This is a genomic window from Colwellia sp. 5_MG-2023 (genome assembly GCF_030547795.1).
Classification (GTDB): domain Bacteria; phylum Pseudomonadota; class Gammaproteobacteria; order Enterobacterales; family Alteromonadaceae; genus Colwellia.
This window is the reverse complement of the sequence record NZ_JAUOPW010000010.1, coordinates 1-19,422: the sequence shown is the minus strand read 5'-3', so window position 1 is coordinate 19,422 and position 19,422 is coordinate 1. Positions and strand designations below refer to the sequence as shown.

Here is a 19,422-nt window from a genome sequence, read left to right as displayed (position 1 = left end):
TTAAACTAATATCACTAAATCACTTTTTTCCCGTTCTTCACTAAAGCGTTTAATGGATTAACACCAAATTGATAACATAATTCTGCAGGTTGAGTTATATCCCATAGCGCTAGATCAGCATCAAAACCAATCGCAAGCTTTCCTTTTGTTGTTGCTAAACCTAATGCTTTAGCAGCATTACAAGTAACACCAGCAAGTGCTTCACTTGGCGTTAACCTAAACAAAGTACAGGCCATATTTAACATTAATAAAATAGAACAAATAGGCGACGTACCGGGATTAACATCGGTTGCTACAGCCATCGCTACACCATGTTTTCGTAATAATTCAACTGGCGGTAATTGTGTTTCACGTAAAAAGTAAAAAGCCCCTGGCAATAAAACAGCCGTCATATTCGCGGCACTCATCGCCTTGATACCTTGCTCAGATAAAAACTCCACATGATCAGTTGATAACCCATTATATTTAGCAGCTAGCTCAGTGCCACCTAAATTAGATAATTGCTCGGCATGAGCTTTTATTGATAATCCATGCTTTTTTGCAGCATTAAATACTTTTTCTGTTTGCGTAAGGTTGAACCCAATACTCTCACAAAAAACATCTACCGAATCTGCTAGTTTTTGTTCTGCAATAATAGGGAGCATTTCATCACACACTAAATCAATATAACCATCGGCATTATCCTTATACTCTGCTGGTAAAGCATGGGCTCCTAAAAAAGTACGCTTAACCGTTATAGGTAAAGTTTTCTCTAATTGTCCGGCTACTTTTAACATTTTCACTTCATTAATAAGATCCAAACCATAACCTGACTTAATCTCAACAGTTGTGACCCCTTGTTGATGAAGTGCAGTTAACCTTGGTAGTGCACTCGCCAGCAATTCCGCTTCAGTGGCGGCTCTAGTGGCTTTAACTGTGGAAATAATACCGCCACCAGCCTCTGCTATTTCTTGATAACTTTTTCCTTGTAAACGCATTTCAAATTCATTGGCACGATTTCCTCCATAAACAAGGTGAGTATGGCAGTCAATTAAGCCCGGCGTTAACCACTGCCCTTGCCCGTCAATCACTTTAACATCATTTTTATTATAATGAGGTAAATCGTCTGCCTTGCCCAACCATACAATTTTGCCATGACTAATTGCTAACGCTCCATCAAGGATTTCACCATAGTTATTCTTAGCATTACTTTGAGCGCCATTGCTTTCATGGTCACAGGCCATAGTCGCTAAATTGACATTAAGCCACAGTGTTTGCCATTTACTCGGATTAGTTTCTAAGCTATTTGTTACTGCTGAATTCGTTGCTGTTGAAGAAAGAGTCATTAATAATCACCAAAAATTTACGCATTAATTGCGAATAACTCTAGCCGAGAAAAAGTAAATTAGCAATAGTTGTATATACAACTATTGCTTTAAAAGAGGAATTATGAGAACGTATATATAAGGTAAATCATACTTAAAATCGATTGGCGATATCATGGGCGAGACAAAATCAAAAAACAATAAAAAACCAGCTAAATATAGTGTTATAAAAAAACATATCTGCCATAAAATAGAATCAGGACAATGGCCTCAGCATTATAAAGTTCCCTCAGAAAATGAACTTACACAACAATTTGATGTAAGTCGTATGACTGCTCGTAGAGCGCTACAAGAATTAACTGAACAAGGGATCCTTGTTCGCGCCCAAGGCTCAGGCACCTTTGTGGCGACTTTTAAATCACAATCATCCCTGTTAGAAATTCGTAATATTAGTGACGAAATAAACGAGCGTGGTCATAAACATCATGCACAACAGCTTAAACTTGAACCTGTAGCCGTGACTAAAGAAGTCACTATTTTATTAAATTTAAAAAACAATGAACAAGTGTTCTTTTCTCAAGTTTTACATTTCGAAAATAATCAACCGATTCAATTAGAACAACGTTACGTTAATGCTAGTTTAGTACCTGAATATTTATTGCAAGACTTTACTCATATTACACCTCACGAATATTTGTCGGATGTTGCACCATTAACGGAAGCAACTCACGAAGTTGAAGCTATTTTAGCAACGGATGATGTTTGCCAGTTGCTCGACATAGATAACCACATCCCTTGCTTGCAAGTAAAACGCAGAACTTGGTCAAGTAAAGGCGTGGTGAGTTTAGCCATATTAACAACACCGGGCAATAAATACCGACTAGGTAGCCACCTCAAGTTTTAATCCTAATTATAAAGCGATTCAAAGTAATAAAGAGATAACATGACTATTAATACAACTAACACAACCAAAACTGACTTACGCCTTGATACCTCAAGAATAATTCGCGCTGATCGTGGTACTAGAATCACGACAAAAAGTTGGTTAACAGAAGCGGCAAAACGCATGTTAATGAATAACTTAGATCCAGATGTTGCTGAACATCCGCAATCATTAGTTGTTTATGGTGGTATCGGTAGAGCAGCACGTAATTGGGCATGTTACGACAAAATTATTGAAGTACTGAATCGCCTTGAAAATGATGAAACTTTAATGGTGCAATCAGGAAAACCTGTAGGTGTATTCAAAACCCACGAAAATGCACCACGTGTATTAATTGCTAATTCAAACCTAGTACCGAATTGGGCTAACTGGGAACATTTTAATGAATTAGATAAGAAAGGCCTAATGATGTACGGCCAAATGACAGCCGGATCTTGGATTTACATTGGCTCGCAAGGTATTGTTCAAGGTACTTATGAAACCTTCGTTGCTATGGCAAAGCAACACTTTGGCGGTAGCGCTAAAGGCAAGTGGGTATTAACCGGTGGTTTAGGCGGTATGGGTGGTGCGCAACCACTGGCAGCAACTATGGCAGGTTTTTCAGCTTTAGTAGTTGAATGTGACGAAACACGCATCGATTTTCGTATAAAAACCCGATATGTTGACAAAAAAGCCAAAACTTTAGATCAAGCACTAACCATTATTAATGAAGCCAACGCAAAAGGTGAAGCTATTTCAGTTGGCCTATTAGGTAATGCCGCAGATATTTTTACTGAACTAGTAAAACGTGGTGTAACACCTGATGTTGTTACCGACCAAACTTCAGCTCATGATCCCCTTAATGGTTATTTACCTCAAGGTTGGAGCATGGAACATGCCGCTGAAATGCGTTTAACCGATGAAGCTGCAGTAGTTAAAGCCGCTAAAAAGTCGATGGCTGTGCAAGTACAAGCGATGCTTGATTTGCAAGCTGCAGGTGCGGCAACAACAGATTATGGCAACAATATTCGTCAAATGGCGTTAGAAGAAGGTGTAGCCAACGCATTTGATTTCCCAGGTTTTGTGCCTGCTTATGTTCGCCCATTATTCTGTGAAGGTATTGGACCTTTCCGTTGGGTTGCCCTTTCTGGTGATCCTGAAGATATCTATAAAACAGATGCCAAGGTAAAAGAACTTATTCCTGACAACCCACATTTACATAACTGGTTAGATATGGCGCGCGAACGTATCGACTTTCAAGGTTTGCCTGCTCGAATCTGTTGGGTTGGTTTAAAAGATAGAGCACGTTTAGCCTTAGCATTTAACGAAATGGTTAACACTGGCGAGCTTTCAGCCCCTGTTGTTATTGGTCGTGATCATTTAGATTCTGGCTCAGTCGCTTCACCAAATCGTGAAACGGAAAGCATGTTAGATGGCTCGGATGCTGTTTCCGATTGGCCACTACTTAACGCTTTATTGTCAACCTCTGGTGGTGCAACTTGGGTTAGCATACATCACGGTGGTGGTGTTGGTATGGGCTTTAGTCAACATTCTGGAGTGGTTATTGTCGCTGATGGCACTGATGACGCTGCCAAACGTATTGGTCGTGTGTTGTGGAATGACCCAGCAACAGGTGTGATGCGTCATGCAGATGCAGGTTACGATATCGCTATAAATTGTGCCAAAGAGCAAGGCTTAGACTTACCAATGATCAATGAGAAATAAAATGAACCCAATCACTGAGTTAAATATTATCCCTGGCCAACTCACACTAGCACAATTACGCAGTGTGAGTCGTTACGACGGCATACACTATAAATTAGATGAAAGTGCTTTTAATGAAATAAATAAAAGTGCTGAAGCCGTTCAACAAGTCATTAAAGATAATCGTGTCGTTTATGGTATTAATACTGGTTTTGGTTTGTTAGCAAGTACCCGTATTAAAAACGAAGAATTGGAGCTATTACAACGCTCTATTGTACTTTCACATTCAGCAGGTTTTGGTGAATACATGGAAGATACTACCGTAAGATTAATGATGGTATTAAAAATCAATTCATTGTCTCGTGGCTATTCCGGTATTCGTTTAGAAGTCATTCAGGCATTAATTACTTTACTAAACGCACAAGTTTACCCCTGTGTACCTAAAAAAGGCTCTGTTGGCGCTTCGGGCGACTTAGCGCCACTTGCACACATGGTTTTACCTTTATTAGGTGAAGGCGAAATGTCATACCAAGACCAAGTAATTCCAGCAACAGAAGGATTAAAAATTGCAGGTCTTGAACCGATTACATTAGCTGCCAAAGAAGGTTTAGCACTACTTAATGGTACACAAGCTTCAACAGCCTTCTCTCTTGAAGGTTTATTTCATGCCGAAGACTTATACGCTGCCGGTACCGTTATTGGGGCAATTTCAGTCGAGGCTGCGCTAGGCTCTCGTGCACCGTTTGATCATCGTGTGCATTTTGTTCGTGGTCAAAAAGGGCAAATTGATGCGGCAATGGCTTATCGTGCAATATTAACGGATAGCTCTGAAATATCACAATCACATATTGATTGTGAAAAAGTGCAAGACCCTTATTCATTACGCTGCCAACCACAAGTTATGGGTGCTTGTTTAACGCAAATTCGTCAAGCAGCAGAAGTACTTCACGTAGAAGCCAATGGCGTTACCGATAACCCTTTAGTTTTTGCTAACGAAGGTGACTTTATTTCCGCTGGTAACTTCCACGCCGAACCTGTTGCGATGGCTGCTGACAATTTAGCCTTAGCAATTGCCGAAATCGGCTCATTGTCTGAACGTAGAATGGCCCTATTAATTGATTCAAGCTTAAGCAAGTTACCACCATTCTTAGTCGATAATGGCGGCGTAAACTCTGGCTTTATGATTGCACAAGTGACAGCTGCTGCATTAGCATCAGAAAATAAAACCTTAGCGCACCCTGCTTCTGTCGATAGTTTACCAACATCGGCAAACCAAGAAGATCATGTGTCTATGGCTTGTTTTGCTGGGCGTCGTTTAGCGGATATGAGCGAAAATACGAATGGAGTGCTTGCTGTTGAGTACTTAGCTGCCGTGCAAGGATTAGATTTTAGAGCACCACTTAAAGGGTCTGCAATAATTGAGCAAGCTAAAGCCATGTTACGTAAAACCGTGAGCTTTTATGATCAAGACAGATACTTTGCCCCTGATATTGTTGAAGCGTCTGGAATTATCAGTGAGGGTGACTTAAACCAATTTATGCCTGAGCAGTTACTGCCAAGTTTCTAAATAACCTGAGTTCAGGTTAAATAATCTTATCATTGGTATTCTTTACCGAAGACGCTAAGCTCATGATTAATTAATCATGAGCTTAGCGACAAAGCGGGAAATAAATCAGCAAGCGATTAGTTACATGAAAGTGTATCTATTATCGCTTGTGCTGTTTTAAGGGTACGAACTTCTTGAAATAAAGTATCAGCTTCTGTGTATTCTAACTTTAAGTATTTAAGCCATTGTTTAATTCGGTTCGGGTAATATTTGCTTTTATCACCGTAGGTTTCACAACGCGTATAATCAACCAGTAACTTTTGTACTTCAGACCATGGCATAACATTAGCTTGTTCTTTAATAACTTGCGCTAAATTAGGCATCATTAAAGCACCGCGACCTACCATTATATCCTGACAGCCTGATACTTCTCGGCACTTTATCGCGTCATTTAGGCTAAAAATATCACCATTAGCAATTACAGGAATATTAATGCTTTGTTTTATTTTACCAATCCATTCCCAGTGTGCAGGTGGTCGATAGCCTTCTACTTTTGTTCTAGCATGTACTGTTAGTTCATTGGCGCCAGCGGCTTCAACAGCTTGGGCATTTTCTATCGCTAGGCTTTTATCTTCATAACCAAGGCGGATTTTAGCACTTACAATAGTTTCTTCAGGAACCGATTTTCTAATAGCACTAACGATTTGATAAAGATTTTCGGGATCTTTTAATAATATTGCGCCACCACGGTTGTTATTCACCATCTTGGAAGGACAACCAAAATTAATATCGACACCATGTGAGCCAAGTTCAATTACTTTAGCAGCATTATCAGCCATACATGTCGGGTTTTGGCCTAATAATTGTACACGTACAGGCGTTCCTGCTTGGGTAGTAGAGCCATAAACGTTCGCATTATTTAGTTCAGGACAATAACGCAAAAAAGCTTTTTCTGAAATAACCTGATCAACTACGCGTATAAACTCAGTAATACATAAATCGTAACCACCAACCTTAGTCAGTAATTCACGCATTAAATGATCAAGAACACCTTCCATAGGTGCTAACACAACTCGCATAGTTACTTAGTCTTCTTGGTTATATTATTTACATAGTCGTCGGGCTTAACATTCAAATTCCCTTTAGACTTATTCTTGATATAGTTACTTATTAGCCAACACACAAATGTCGTAGCTGTGGTAATAAATAAGTGAACGAATATGGTAAGAAGCTGAGTGTTTTCTTTCCACAAAAAAACTGGCCCACGATAAGTAAAAAAAACTAAATCCAGCACTGATATATGTAACCAAATAAGAACAAACAATAATTTTAAACGATGGCGTTCAAGAAAGGTTTTAGAAAATAATTTCAAACGATAAGCCAATAACAGATGATTAACGCCATTATACTTAATCCATTTAAAGATGCGAGTTTCAGCTTACTTGTTCACTTAAGTATTCAACCAAGCAAGTAAATCTGGGTAGAAAAATTGATAGCCTAAAGCGCGTTGAGTTTTATCACCCAACACCATTTTAGTCGCTTCGTTTTTATTTTCTTGTTCAACAGCAGGTGGCTTTAAACCTAATGATTTTGCCGCCACTTGATAATATTCTGCTTTAGTAACATGTGTATCACTAACTCCCGTAAAAATAGCTGGTGCAACGGTCTGCTCTAGCAATGCTGCAATTAGGCCAACAGCGTCTTGTTGATGGATTAAATTAACCGGAGCCATAGCATTGCTTAACATTTTATTCGCTAAAATAAATTTACCTGGATGACGATCTGGACCAACTAAGCCTGCCAATCTCAGCACAATTCCTTGCTTAGCTGCTGATGCAGGCTGGTGCTTAGAAAAGCTTAATACTGCTTGCTCAGCCGCGTTCAATATTTTTACTTTTTCTATTGTTAAATTAAGTACGCTATCTTCATCAACGTCACCGTCTAATCCGTCATAAACTGCCGTACTCGATAATAGAATAATACGCTCAACCACACCAACTTGTTGTGCCGTATTCACTAGTTGAGCTATTTTTTCAGCGTAATCTACTCGCCCTTGCCTAAGCTGTGGGGTAATGGCAATAACCAAGCTTTGCATGGTAAACACGTCATGGCGAGCAAGTATTGCTGCATCTGTAGGTAGGACTAATTGCTGAGTATTAATGGATTGCAGATTTAACTTATCAACATTTTCTTGCTTACTACTTGTCGCCAGCACTGTAATGTTTTGCTTAATTAACATTTGCGCTAACGCTTTCCCTAACCAACCACAACCAATAATGCCAACAGAATATTTACTGTTAAATTCATTCATATCTTTAACCATTATTGTGTTTTCTGATAAGTTTTGATTGTTTCAGTTACCTGCTCAACAATATCGTTTGGCACTAACAAAGTTAAATTATACTGACTTATTTTCCAGCCCTGATCTGTTTGGACTAATACGCCCGATCCTCGACAATAGCCATATTTTTTGTTTTCTAAAACCTCATCAAAAAAAGCGACTTTATGCTGACTTAACAGACTAACATTTCTTTCTTTAGCTATATATACCCAGCCTTTTCCTTGATTAAAATACGGTAAAACAAAATCAGTAAATTGCGTTTTTGTCCAACGCTCGGTAGCGTCTGTACCTAAAAATATAGCGTCATCAGTCAGTAGATTTAAATATAGTTTAGCATTTGCATCGGCTGCAGCTTGATGAAACTCGCTTAATACCTTATCGATAGCTTGTTCTTCTTTAGCATGCTGCGCTTGTGCAACAAAACTCATGCAGGTAAATATTACCCATAAATATTGAATTTTCATTGTATTTCCTTTTCTTGTTTACATGTTGGCAAAATAAAGTAACTACCAGTAAATGTAGCAGCAATATTCTCACCACAATAGACCTTTGCTACGAGATTAATACGCGCTTTTTTACCTTGTAACAAATTATCAAATTGTCCTGAAACGTCTTGTTCCACTACTTGTCCGTAGGCTAACTCTTTAATAGGAGAATGATAACGAATATTAGCCTCAGCCAAAACAATATCGCCGTTTAGATGAGCATTGTTTTGTTGTTGCTCTTGTAGCGCCAAATAAACCCAGCCCCACCCAGTTAAAGTTGCTAAGGTATAAATACTGCCAGCAAACATTGTGTGATGTAAGTTCTGATTAAAATCGGCATTACAAATTGTGATTAATTTAGTGCCATCGTAATAGCTTATTTGTAAATCCATCGCTTTACTTAACGGAATGGTTTTATGCCAAATAGCTTGTAAAGCCTCTGCTTCTGCTACTTTATGTTGAGTTGCAGCGACTAAATTTTTAACCATAGTATAATGCTTAACATCTGCAAAAAGTGTATGGGAATAGTCTTGTAATTGATAACCTAGTTTTTGATAAAATTTGATCGCGCTTTCTCTAGCATTTAACGTTATTTCACTCATACCTAATTGGCTAGCTTGCGCTTCTAGGTTGTTAACTATTTGTTGACCTAATCCTAGCCCCTGAGAATTATCATCAACAGCCATAAAGCGAATTTGTCCCTGCTTTTCAGTAACTCTTTCTAAGCGCCCAACAGCCAGCACATTATCTTGGTCATCAATAATCATTCGATGAATACCGTATTTTTCATGTGCATCTTGCTCACTTCCAAGCACTTGCTGCCATGGTTTCCTTAATATTTTCCACCGTAAATGATAATATTGCGAAAACTCCGCTGCTGTAATAGGTGCTCTTAAGGTGTACATTGTCTATCCTTATTATTTATTTTAGTAATAGTTGTTCTTTTCATTAACCCATTGGAGAATTATGCAATTAGCAAAGCACGTTGCACAAGGAAAATTAACTTATTTGAGTCAAGACAAAGAAGCTATATCAGTAAACGAGAATGAACACTATCGTTGGCTTGCTTTTGGCTGTAGCAATGAGCATAGCGAGCAAGTGATTCAAAGCGTCATGCTTAAGCGTAAACCTTGGAAATTAACCCTGCCTCACCAAACAGCAATGATGTTACCGTTATTGTTTTTTAAACCTAACAGCATGATTGAACTTGGTTTAGGTGGCGGTAATATTCAGCGCTTTATTCACCACATATCAAACAACATTAACCTACAGAGTATTGAGCATAGCAGCACAGTAATAGATTGCTTTAATCAATATTTTAATCCGCAAAATAACCAAGCTAACTTAGTGTACAACGATAGTAAAAAATGGCTACAAGAGAATACTCGTGATTATGATTGGTATGTTTGTGATGTTTATCAGCAAGAAATTCAAAGTTACAATAATACGGTCGATCAATTAGAGCATTTAACGGCGAATATAACGCCTAACACGTGTTTGTCTATCAATTTACCTGACGCCACTGATTACGAAGTTAATTTATTATTAACGTTATTAAAAGAGCTATCTTCAGATCACGAAATAATCTATTTTCATATTCCAAATTACTTAAATATTGTTATTCATTTAATACCAAAACAATGGCACATTTATAAACGAATAAAACGTAATAACCACAGCTACTTACCTAAGAATATTTTTTCTCGGTGGAAGAAGTTTTGGCGACACGGTAAAAAACTGCCTGATTAAAGCCTGTAGTTAATGTTAACTGCTTAGCGCTACTCTGTAATTCACATTAATGAATTGCAAAGTAACGAGGACAAGCCATGTAAGACACTGCCTATCATTTTGTAGGATTCGTTAAATTAATACCTTTACTCATATAAATGTCGTCATAAGCCAAGCCGCCATTACCATAAGGCTTTTTATGTGAACCAGTATTACTATTAGCAAAAAAAGTGATTAAGGCCTGCTCTCTTTTCATTCTAAACGCGGCATTTTTATAGACTAAGGTTTGTTTTGTAAATTCGCCGCCTTGCAAATAGACATCATAAGATTGTCCTCCTTGATCAGTTCGGCTGTTATTAACGACATACCAAATTTGATACCAAACATTCGTTTGCATAGGATTGGCTGAACGACCATCACGAAAATTTTGAACATTACTGTACTGACGATACTTGTTATCGCTGTCAATTTTCACCATTAAAGTACCATCATTTTTAAAGCCATTAGACTCAAATTTATCAGTAACTCTTAATGTCGGCTCAAATGCATTATAGCCTGCATCTTTAACCTCTTCTGGAGTTAGGTTACTAATGCCAAAAGCATGGTTATTAGGAAAGCTTTCTACCAGAATACGGGTATAAAAAGTATAAGTTTCTCCTACTGCCACAGGCTCAGGTAATGTTTTAATACTAAGCGCCTTACGGTTTCCGATAACGCCATCTTTGGCCGGTTTTTTAATCAGATAATGGTTATTGTTCATCGTATCATTATCAAGACGAATTTCTGTTATTTGCGGCTTAGCAACATAAGGCTTAGTATTATTTTGCGTATCCGCATTCTGCCAGCCGCTTAAGGTTTGCTGCTCAAAGTTGTCAATTAATAACCAAGGGGAATTTTCTTGGCTAACTGAGCAAGCGCTGAGTAATACGGTAAAAGATATGATGAGTGATAACGCCAATAAATTTTTCATAAAAATGTTGTTAACCATCTTAATTATTCAAGTAAGTACTAGTCTAACAAATTTTAGCTAAATCAAAAAATGATGACATGTGTATCGCTAAATCATCTGCCAAATAATCTGCCAAATACAAGCAAGCAAAAACAAAAAACTCGCCGAAGCGAGTTTTTAAATCAAGACTTAACACTTAATTTTTATTTAAGCCGAGCTTAAGTTGTTTAAACCTAGCTCCGGTTATTTGGTAACAGGAAAACCACGGTCACGCATTAATGCTTTTACATCAGCGTCACGGCCTCTAAAGGCACGGTAAGCTTCTGCTGGATCTACTGCGTTACGAACACTAAATAAATGCTCAACAAGTTTAGCCGCTACATCTTTATCGTAAAAACCACCTGGTGATTGCTCAAAAGCTTCAGCCGCATCAGCCGTTAATACTTCTGCCCACATATAACCGTAATAGCTTGAAGCATAACCTTCTGAACTAAATATATGACCAAATTGGGTTGAACGATGACGCATCACCATAGATTCAGGCATATTTAACGCAGCTAAGGTATCACGCTCAAATTTTTGTGCGTCTATACCGGTAGGGTCAACTGTATGGAATTTCATATCAACTAACGCTGACGCTAAGTATTCAGTTGTTTTAAAGCCTTCGTTAAACTTCGCAGCTTGTTTAATTTTTGTAATCAACTCTTTTGGCATCGGCTTACCTGTTTTGTAATGTACCAGGTAATTGTTGATTACTTCATCCGTTGCTAACCAGTGCTCTAACAGCTGAGATTGAAATTCAGTGTAATCTCGAACGCCACCATTCAACGTTGGGTAGGCTACTTTTGCTGACAAGAAATGTAATGCATGACCAAATTCATGGAAGTAAGTTTCTGCATCAGACCATGAAATTAATGTCGGTTCGCCATCAACACCTTTAGTGAAGTTAGAGTTATTCGAAGACAATACATTGGTTTTACCATCAAAGGTAGTATAGCTACGGTAGGTTGTTGCCCACGCGCCTGAACGTTTCCCTTTACGTGCAAATGGGTCTAAATACCATAAACCAATATGCTCATTAGATGTTTTATCGGTAACTTCCCAAACACGAACATCATCATTAAAGACTGGCACAGAGCCATCTTTGATTTCGGTAAACTCAAAATTAAATAAACGGCCTGCTACGTAGAACATAGCTTCACGTAATTTATTCAATTGCAGATACTCTTTCACCTCAGATGAATCTAAATCGTACTTAGCTTTACGTACTTTTTCAGCATAGAAGCGGTAATCCCATGGTTCAATTTTTTCAATACCATCTTCTGCTTTACCAATAACTAACATGTCCTCAACTTCTTCATCAACACGTGCAATTGCTGCAGGCCATACACTTTCCATTAGTTTAATGGCATTGTCTGGCGATTTAGCCATACGATCTTCTAAACGCCAAGACGCATAGTTTTTATAGCCAAGTAAACCGACACGTTCATGACGAAGCTGTAAAATTTCAGCAATAATCGCGTTATTGTCAAATTCATCGCCATTATTACCGCGATTATAATAGCTTTCCCATACTTTCTGACGAAGCTCACGCTCAGTTGAATAGGTTAGGAACGGATCCATTGATGAACGAGTATTCGTAATGGCATATTTACCTTTATGATCGCGTGCTTCAGCTGCCGAAGCGGCACTACTGATAAGAGACTCAGATAAGCCACCTAACTGGTCTTTAGTTAAATACAATACATAGTTTTCTTCATCGGCTAAAACATTATCACCAAATTTTGTATGTAATTCTGCTAACTTTTGATTGATTTCTGCATAACGTTTCTTTGCATCACCATCTAACGTAGCGCCATTTCGAGAAAAACCGTTGTAAGTTAGGTGTACTAAACGTTGCTGCTCTGGCGTTAAACTTTTAACTTCATCACTATTATGAACTGCTTGAACGCGTGCAAAAAGAGCTTCATTTTGATTTATTTTAGAGAAAAAGGCAGAAAGTGTTGGTGCCATTTTAGCTTGAATTTCACGGAATTCCGGTGAAGATTCATTTGAACGCCAAATACCATAGTAGGTGAAGACTCGAGCTAAGTCTTTACCCGTTCTTTCCATCGCAACGATCGTATTTTCAAATGTTGGTGCTTGTGGATTATTGGCAATCGCGTCAATTTCAGCCAGGTTGATTTTCATCGCTTCTTCCATTGCTGGAATTAAACCGGCTAATGAAACTTTATCAAATGCTGGTACACCTTGATAAGGACCTTCCCATTTTGCCAACAATAATGCTTTAGATTGCTCAACATCACTCGCATTTTCCGCTGCTGACATTACTGCTAGTTTAGCTTCAGCTGCTGTTTTCTCAACAGTAGAGTTCGTCCCCGTACAGGCCATTAAAATACTTGATAATAAAAAAGTAGATACGATTGTTTTTTTCATAGTCATCTCGAGCTAGAGTGTGAATGCGTACAAAAAAGATAAGTTTTGCTTAATAAAGATATCTTTTTTAATTAAAACCACATTAACAAGTATCTACCTATAAATAAATGGCTAGCGAAGGTATTCATCTTAAATTGTATGCGGTTAACCTTATTTGCTTTAAATGTACTTAGTTGTTTTATCAATAGCATTAAATCAAATAAATTTAAGGGACAAATTTAAACGACTATCCTAGGTTAACTAACTTCGGCTAACTAAGTTAGTTAAATAATAGAAAATGGCCAAACTTTGTAATGAAAAGTTAAGTTAGTAGGTCTTTATAATTAGCCCATTATTTATTTTAGGTATTTAGGACATTGACTAACTTTTTTATTAATTACTATGCAAACAGTATATTTAGATCTCAACATTATAATTCTATATCCACTTTAATGCTGGCACTTATCTTAGGCATTTCCATGCTGTCTAATCACGCACACGCACTGAGTGAGACAGAGTCAGGGGTGAATGCCGTTTGGCCATCAAAAACGTCATATCGATACCTAACGGTTGATGGCAAACGTATTTTTTATCGGGAAGCTGGAGAGCAACATAAACAAACGATTGTTCTGTTACATGGTTATCCTTCTTCATCGCATACTTATCGAGAGCTAATTCCGTTATTGTCTGGACGGTATCACGTTATTGCACCCGATTACTTAGGCTCAGGCTACAGCGAAAAGCCAGATCCAGCTCAACACCCCTATACCTTCGACATTTTAGCCAAAAATGTCGAAGGATTACTTACCCAGCTAAACATTGAGAAATATTCCTTATACATTCAAGATTTTGGTGCTCCCGTTGGTTATAGAATGCTACTGAATAATCCGAATAAATTAGAAGCTCTTATTGTTCAAAATGGTAATGCTTATTTAGAGGGCTTAACAGAAGCAAGACAGCTGTTTTTTAAACAAGCCAATCAAGATAAGTCACCAGCCCACGCAGCTAAAATTTATTCGTTTACTTCAGAGCAAGCAATTATCAATAAGCAATATTTACGGGATGTTCAGGGTAATATCGAAATAATGAGCCCTGACAGTTGGACGCATGATTTACATTTTTTGCAAACAAAAAAAGATCGGCTTATTCAGGTTCAACTTTTACAAGATTATTATAATAACTTGCTAGATTATCCTAAATGGCAAGCTTACTTAAGACAGAAGAAGCCACCAACGTTAATTGTGTGGGGTAAAAAAGATCCGGCTTTTATTGCTGCAGGTGCAACAGCCTATTTAAAAGATGTACCCAATGCAGAATTACATTTATTAGATTCAGGACATTTTAGTGTAGAAGAAAAATCCGTAGAAATTGCTCAGTATATCGTTAAATTTATGACAAAAACCTTCATGAATAAGTAGGTTCACTCTAGTACTTTATGTAGCCTATTCAAAATTAGCAAGGACCTCGCTTATAAGGTTTGAGCGACTGTCCTAATTAATTTCTAATTAATTTCTCTCGCTTATAAAATTTGAGCGACTGTCCTTTTTTTAGAGTATGGTTTCTTACCTTTCAAAGCTTAAATAAATATTAATAACCAATACACAAAAGCAATTAAAGATAAAATAAACACAGGCAGTGTGATTTTTTGCGTACGCGTTAGTGCGGAAGATTTTGTCCGTGCCCAGGTCATTTTTACCCCAGTATAAGACATCATTGTTAAAGCGACACCAAATATAAACCAAATAAGTTTTAACCAAAAACCTCCGAAATCACCAAAATGTAAAGGGTCTGCATATTCATTGATATAAGCATGCATACTAATATTTTTAGGTGACCAAGCCCCGATGACGTTATGAGTATGAGGATCTAAAAATACTCTATGTGCTCTATTACGTATTATAGGATTACTATTACTAACACCTCTAAATTGCAGAGGTTGGTCTGCAGAAAAGGAATTATAAAAGGCTGTCATTTCCCAGTCACTATGAGTATTTTGCGCTGAAGTGACAATACTTCTAAATTCATTGATGTCTAACATCCCAGAAACATCAGCGTTTTTTTCTTGAACAACAGGTGGCTTAGATTCAAATCTAACACCAGCCACAGCATTTCCAAACTCGTATAAATACCAACCGCCTGTAATTGCCATCAAAGTGGTAAACCATAATCCCCATAAACCTAAGAATTTATGTAAATCACTTAATAGGATGCGTTTTCCTTGTTTTACTCGCACACGCCATAATGCTTTACGCCAGTTTTTGGTCGTTTTAATTCCTGTGTATATAGAAATAAAAAGCACTATAGATAAAGGGCCGACTATGAGTAACCCAGGAAATGCTGGCATAAATAAGTATCGATGAAAATCTCGGAAAAATCGCTGTACTGTTAAGCGAGGAATATCACCTTTAACTTCATATGTCCAAGGATCAACTTGAACAAATCGGTTGTGAAGTGAGTCATCCTTTACTACTACTCTAAATGTCAGGTATTCAGAGTCAAGTTTAGTCATTGATGTAATAGGACTATCTGGGTACGCCGTGATAATTGATTGGTATATACCGACCCAATCATCAACTTGCATTGCATCAGCTGCTTCTGCAGGTTTCTGACTTGATCGTAGTTCAGGGAAAATAAGCCAGTCAATTTCATTAGAAAAAGTAGCAATAGTACCCGTGGCCAACACGATAAACATAATAAAAGCTAACTGAAAACCTACCCAAGCATGTAGATTATAAAGCTTTTTTAAACCTCGTTTTTTTTGTGTCATTTCATCTTTCTCGTCTATAGGTCACTAAAATATATTTTTGGTCTTAGGCAAGGGGCACAATATAAGTTGAGAATATTATTAACTAGGCCACTAATTAAGTACTTACAAATAAAAATGCCAACCTAGAAAAATTTCTGAGCTGGCATTTTATCGTGTTCTACTACAATAGATTAAAAATCGAAAGAGACAGAGCCAAATACTGTTCTAGGAGAACCAATGCTAATACGTAAATCACCGCCACTAGCAGAATAATATTCTTCATCGAGTACATTTTTAAGTGCTAATTGAAAACGTAACGTATCGTTAGCACCAAGTTTTTTTACATTTAATGTATACCAAGCGGATAAATCAACAACCGTGTAAGCATCTAATTTATAGCTGTTGTTGTCATCACCATAACGATCACCAACATAGAATGCTCCCGCTCCTAATCCCAGCCCTTCGAATGTACCACCTTGTACTTCGTAAGATGTCCATAAATTAAATGTATTTTCAGCAACATTTCTTGGTCGGTTACTGCTATTATTACCTGTGCCTATTTCAGCATCAACGTAGGCATAACCAGCAATGATATTCATTCCTTCTGTAGGTTGTCCAGATATTGAAATCTCTCCACCTTGAGAGCTTTGCCCCTCAATTAGAATAGGTAGATCATTTTCATCCGCACTCAATATATTGTTTTTGTCAATGTCATAGATGGCAATACTTGTTTGCAAATTACCGTCGAAAAACTCGGCTTTAAAGCCTAATTCATATTGGGTTGAATCTTCAGGGTCAAAAGCTTCAGTTTTCCCTGTAAGGGTGTTGGTTGCTGTATTTGGTTCAAAGGCTGTAGAATAACTAACAAACATAGACATTGTTTCTGTTAAGTTATAATTCGCAGCTAATTGTGGCGAAAATTGGTCTGCCTCATCTACTGGTAAGTCTCCGCCTATCTCAAAAGAGTCATATCGTAGACCGGCTAAAATATTAAATTTATCCGTAACTTCGATATAATCGTTAACAAATACACCTGTATTTTTTTCAATAACCGTAATGAGTGGAACACCTTCAATACTCAAACTATCAACTAAATTTCCATAAATAGGATTACTCACGTTAAATAAAGCACCATCCCCACCTATTGCTTCAGATACACCATTCGTATAAGGCGTATCAACAAAATATCGTGTTGTATCACCATATCTATAGTCGGCGCCCGTTGCTAGTCGATGATTTGTATTACCCAACTTTACTTCACCTGTAAGTAATAGATTAGCATAAAATACCTCTACATCTTGCTCTTGACTGCCATCTGTACGTCTAAGCAGAAAAACTTGATCAGTTGGGTCATCAAATATAGTTCGTGTGGTTGCCGTTCCTAATATTGTTGCAATTTCACTAGGGTCTTGAAAAATAATATAGCCATCTTCAGTAATTGGGCCATCCGCGTCAAAAATGGCAAGAGCTACAGGTCTTGCTTGTAGATCATTGGCAGAACTACTCTCAATAGCACCGCTAACTTTAAGCGTCCAATTATCATTAAACTCATGATTTAAGGTCGCTTCTGCAAAATTAAATTTGCTTTCGAATATTTCATACTCTTCACCAAAACGACGAGAGTTAGGAATATCAAGTAACTCATTTATTACTTCTCTACCATTTGCTGTAGGTACGGTAATAGTTCCCCTATCTAACGGACGACTTTCATCTCGATATTCGTAAGATAAATCTAATGATGTTGATTTAGTAAAGTCGATTACACTTGAGATTGAAATGGTATCTCTAGAAATATCAGTGAAATCTCGAAATGATTCAGCGTCTTGAGTTGAAGCAACTACTCGAACACCAACACGTTCAGAGATTGATTGAGATACATCAAATAAGAAAAATTTATCATCGAATGAACCCAGCCTTGCTTCACCTGAAATGCGTGATTCAAATAAAGGTTTTTTAGTAATAACATCTACTAACCCACCCGGCTCTACTTGTCCATAAGTAATAGAAGCAGGACCTCGCACAACTTGTGTATATTCAATATTGGATAAATTGGTTTTAAAGTTTGTAGCTCTTCTAAATCCGTTTCGATAAACAGTATTACGCCTAAACCCACGAATAAGGAAATCATCATTGGTGCCACCAAAGCCGTCTCCCAAAGAAATACCCGGGCTGTTACGCAAAGCTTCACTTAGATCGGTAATCTTTTGGTCTAAAATAACTTGTTCAGGAACAATATTTACAACTCTTGGCATGTCTAAAAAATCGACTGGAAAGCCAGTTAAACTATCTGTATTTTCAACTATATATCTTTTCTGATTTGTACCCGTGACTGTAATTTTCTCTATATCGGAGACATCATCCTTTGCTAGATTGTTTGTTTCTTGTGCATTACTAGAAAGAGCTACTAAAACAGCAAGATAGCCTAATTGAAATTTCATTCTTGTTCCTAAATATGTTGAGACATTCATCAACGACAAACGCCAATAGTAATAGTTATCATTGGTATTATTACACAGCTTTAAGTTAATGTACTATATATTATTGATGTTTAAGGAGAGAGGGAGCAAACACTTACCTGGTAACGGCTTATTGAATCGCTTCAATAATGGAGGATTAGAAGGACATATATGGACGCTTAATTTCTACAATTCCCACTTACGGAATTAGAAGGAGGAATTAGAAGGACACTTGGAATTAGAAGGACACTCGCTTATAAAAAACACAGATGAAATAGCGACTAAAAATAAGCACAATAATTATTTATCAGCCCTGATGAGAATCATTTGACGAAATTATCAAATAAATAAGAGAAATACCGATTTTTAGACGTGCGAAAGTTTAACCGTGATATAGGTAGGTGGTTATTATGGTTAGGGTTATTGTTAAATGGTTACGCTAGAAGTTTATCACAACAATTAACATTGGTTCGTCGCTTCAATCCACTGTGCTCGCAATAATCTGTTAATACATCACTGTGACCTACCGCGCCATGAAATAATCGTCTAAAGTCTTTGGTTAACGTTAGCCAATTATCAGGACTGATGTTCAAGCGGTTAAGTAAAGCAGGTTGAGTTGCTTCAATATAGCCGGCTTTATCTTCACGGAAACAGCGACCTGTCATTTCAATTAATTCAAGGTAATCTTTTAGCTCAAATGGTAAACCTTTAGGCATGCTTTTGCGTGGATTACCCACAAAAGGCAGTAACGTTTTGGGCTGTTTAGCCTTTTTGGCTGATATAGCTCGTTGCTTTACGCTGGTATATCCTGAGCTTTCTGGGGTTT

14 protein-coding genes and 1 pseudogene are annotated in these 19,422 nt (G+C 37.6%); 5 read left to right on the top strand and 10 right to left on the bottom strand.

What is annotated here, in order from left to right; genetic code table 11:
* Positions 1-14: 14 nt before the first annotated feature.
* Positions 15-1,223, bottom strand: a complete 1,209-nt coding sequence (gene hutI, locus Q4496_RS08965; protein WP_215974302.1) for an imidazolonepropionase — start codon at positions 1,221-1,223, stop codon at positions 15-17.
* A 256-nt stretch (positions 1,224-1,479) separates the two neighbouring features.
* Here hutI and hutC point away from each other — a divergent pair, with 256 nt between their 5' ends.
* The 3 genes from hutC to hutH are packed head-to-tail and all read left to right on the top strand — an operon-like array spanning position 1,480 to position 5,497.
* Positions 1,480-2,208 carry a histidine utilization repressor gene (gene hutC / locus Q4496_RS08960; protein WP_215974197.1) on the top strand — a complete coding sequence of 243 codons (729 nt, stop codon included), beginning with the start codon at positions 1,480-1,482 and terminating at the stop codon, positions 2,206-2,208.
* A gap of 39 nt (positions 2,209-2,247) precedes the next feature.
* Positions 2,248-3,951 carry a urocanate hydratase gene (hutU, locus tag Q4496_RS08955; RefSeq protein ID WP_303610302.1) on the top strand — a complete coding sequence of 568 codons (1,704 nt, stop codon included), beginning with the start codon at positions 2,248-2,250 and terminating at the stop codon, positions 3,949-3,951.
* A gap of 1 nt (position 3,952) precedes the next feature.
* Complete coding sequence (gene hutH / locus Q4496_RS08950) at positions 3,953-5,497, top strand: histidine ammonia-lyase (protein WP_215974195.1); 1,545 nt, start codon at positions 3,953-3,955, stop codon at positions 5,495-5,497.
* Between the two features lie 116 nt (positions 5,498-5,613).
* Here the strand turns inward: hutH and dusC are convergent, their stop codons facing one another.
* From dusC to Q4496_RS08930, 4 genes are all read right to left on the bottom strand, one after another.
* On the bottom strand, positions 5,614-6,555 hold the full coding sequence (gene dusC / locus Q4496_RS08945) for a tRNA dihydrouridine(16) synthase DusC (protein WP_215974194.1): 942 nt from the start codon (positions 6,553-6,555) through the stop codon (positions 5,614-5,616).
* Positions 6,556-6,926: 371 nt separating this feature from the next.
* Positions 6,927-7,787 carry an NAD(P)-binding domain-containing protein gene (locus Q4496_RS08940; protein ID WP_303610301.1) on the bottom strand — a complete coding sequence of 287 codons (861 nt, stop codon included), beginning with the start codon at positions 7,785-7,787 and terminating at the stop codon, positions 6,927-6,929.
* 11 nt (positions 7,788-7,798) lie between these two features.
* Positions 7,799-8,281: a nuclear transport factor 2 family protein gene (locus Q4496_RS08935; RefSeq protein ID WP_303610300.1), complete on the bottom strand. Its 483-nt coding sequence runs from the start codon at positions 8,279-8,281 to the stop codon at positions 7,799-7,801.
* Positions 8,278-9,207 (bottom strand): bifunctional GNAT family N-acetyltransferase/hotdog fold thioesterase, encoded by a 930-nt coding sequence (locus Q4496_RS08930; protein ID WP_303610299.1) that lies wholly within the window; start codon positions 9,205-9,207, stop codon positions 8,278-8,280. The genes Q4496_RS08935 and Q4496_RS08930 overlap by 4 nt, the downstream gene beginning before the upstream one ends.
* 61 nt (positions 9,208-9,268) lie before the next feature.
* On the opposite strand from Q4496_RS08930, the gene Q4496_RS08925 reads away from it, so the two are divergent.
* Positions 9,269-10,051: a hypothetical protein gene (locus tag Q4496_RS08925; protein WP_215974190.1), complete on the top strand. Its 783-nt coding sequence runs from the start codon at positions 9,269-9,271 to the stop codon at positions 10,049-10,051.
* A gap of 94 nt (positions 10,052-10,145) precedes the next feature.
* On the opposite strand, the gene Q4496_RS08920 is transcribed toward Q4496_RS08925, so the two are convergent.
* Positions 10,146-11,000, bottom strand: a complete 855-nt coding sequence (locus tag Q4496_RS08920; RefSeq protein ID WP_303610298.1) for a hypothetical protein — start codon at positions 10,998-11,000, stop codon at positions 10,146-10,148.
* A gap of 222 nt (positions 11,001-11,222) precedes the next feature.
* Positions 11,223-13,415 carry a M3 family metallopeptidase gene (locus Q4496_RS08915; protein WP_303610297.1) on the bottom strand — a complete coding sequence of 731 codons (2,193 nt, stop codon included), beginning with the start codon at positions 13,413-13,415 and terminating at the stop codon, positions 11,223-11,225.
* 458 nt (positions 13,416-13,873) lie between these two features.
* On the opposite strand from Q4496_RS08915, the gene Q4496_RS08910 reads away from it, so the two are divergent.
* Positions 13,874-14,812, top strand: coding sequence for an alpha/beta fold hydrolase (locus tag Q4496_RS08910; RefSeq protein WP_303610296.1), 939 nt, complete (start codon positions 13,874-13,876; stop codon positions 14,810-14,812).
* 158 nt (positions 14,813-14,970) lie between these two features.
* Here Q4496_RS08910 and Q4496_RS08905 read toward each other — a convergent pair whose 3' ends face one another.
* The 3 genes and pseudogenes from Q4496_RS08905 to Q4496_RS08895 form a co-directional block, all read right to left on the bottom strand.
* Positions 14,971-16,161 carry a PepSY domain-containing protein gene (locus Q4496_RS08905; protein WP_303610295.1) on the bottom strand — a complete coding sequence of 397 codons (1,191 nt, stop codon included), beginning with the start codon at positions 16,159-16,161 and terminating at the stop codon, positions 14,971-14,973.
* A gap of 170 nt (positions 16,162-16,331) precedes the next feature.
* The gene (locus Q4496_RS08900) at positions 16,332-18,578 is read right to left on the bottom strand and encodes a TonB-dependent siderophore receptor (protein WP_303610294.1); all 2,247 of its coding nucleotides are present in this window, start codon (positions 18,576-18,578) and stop codon (positions 16,332-16,334) included.
* Between the two features lie 452 nt (positions 18,579-19,030).
* Positions 19,031-19,422 (bottom strand): annotated as a pseudogene (locus Q4496_RS08895) (transposase); the annotation flags it as partial.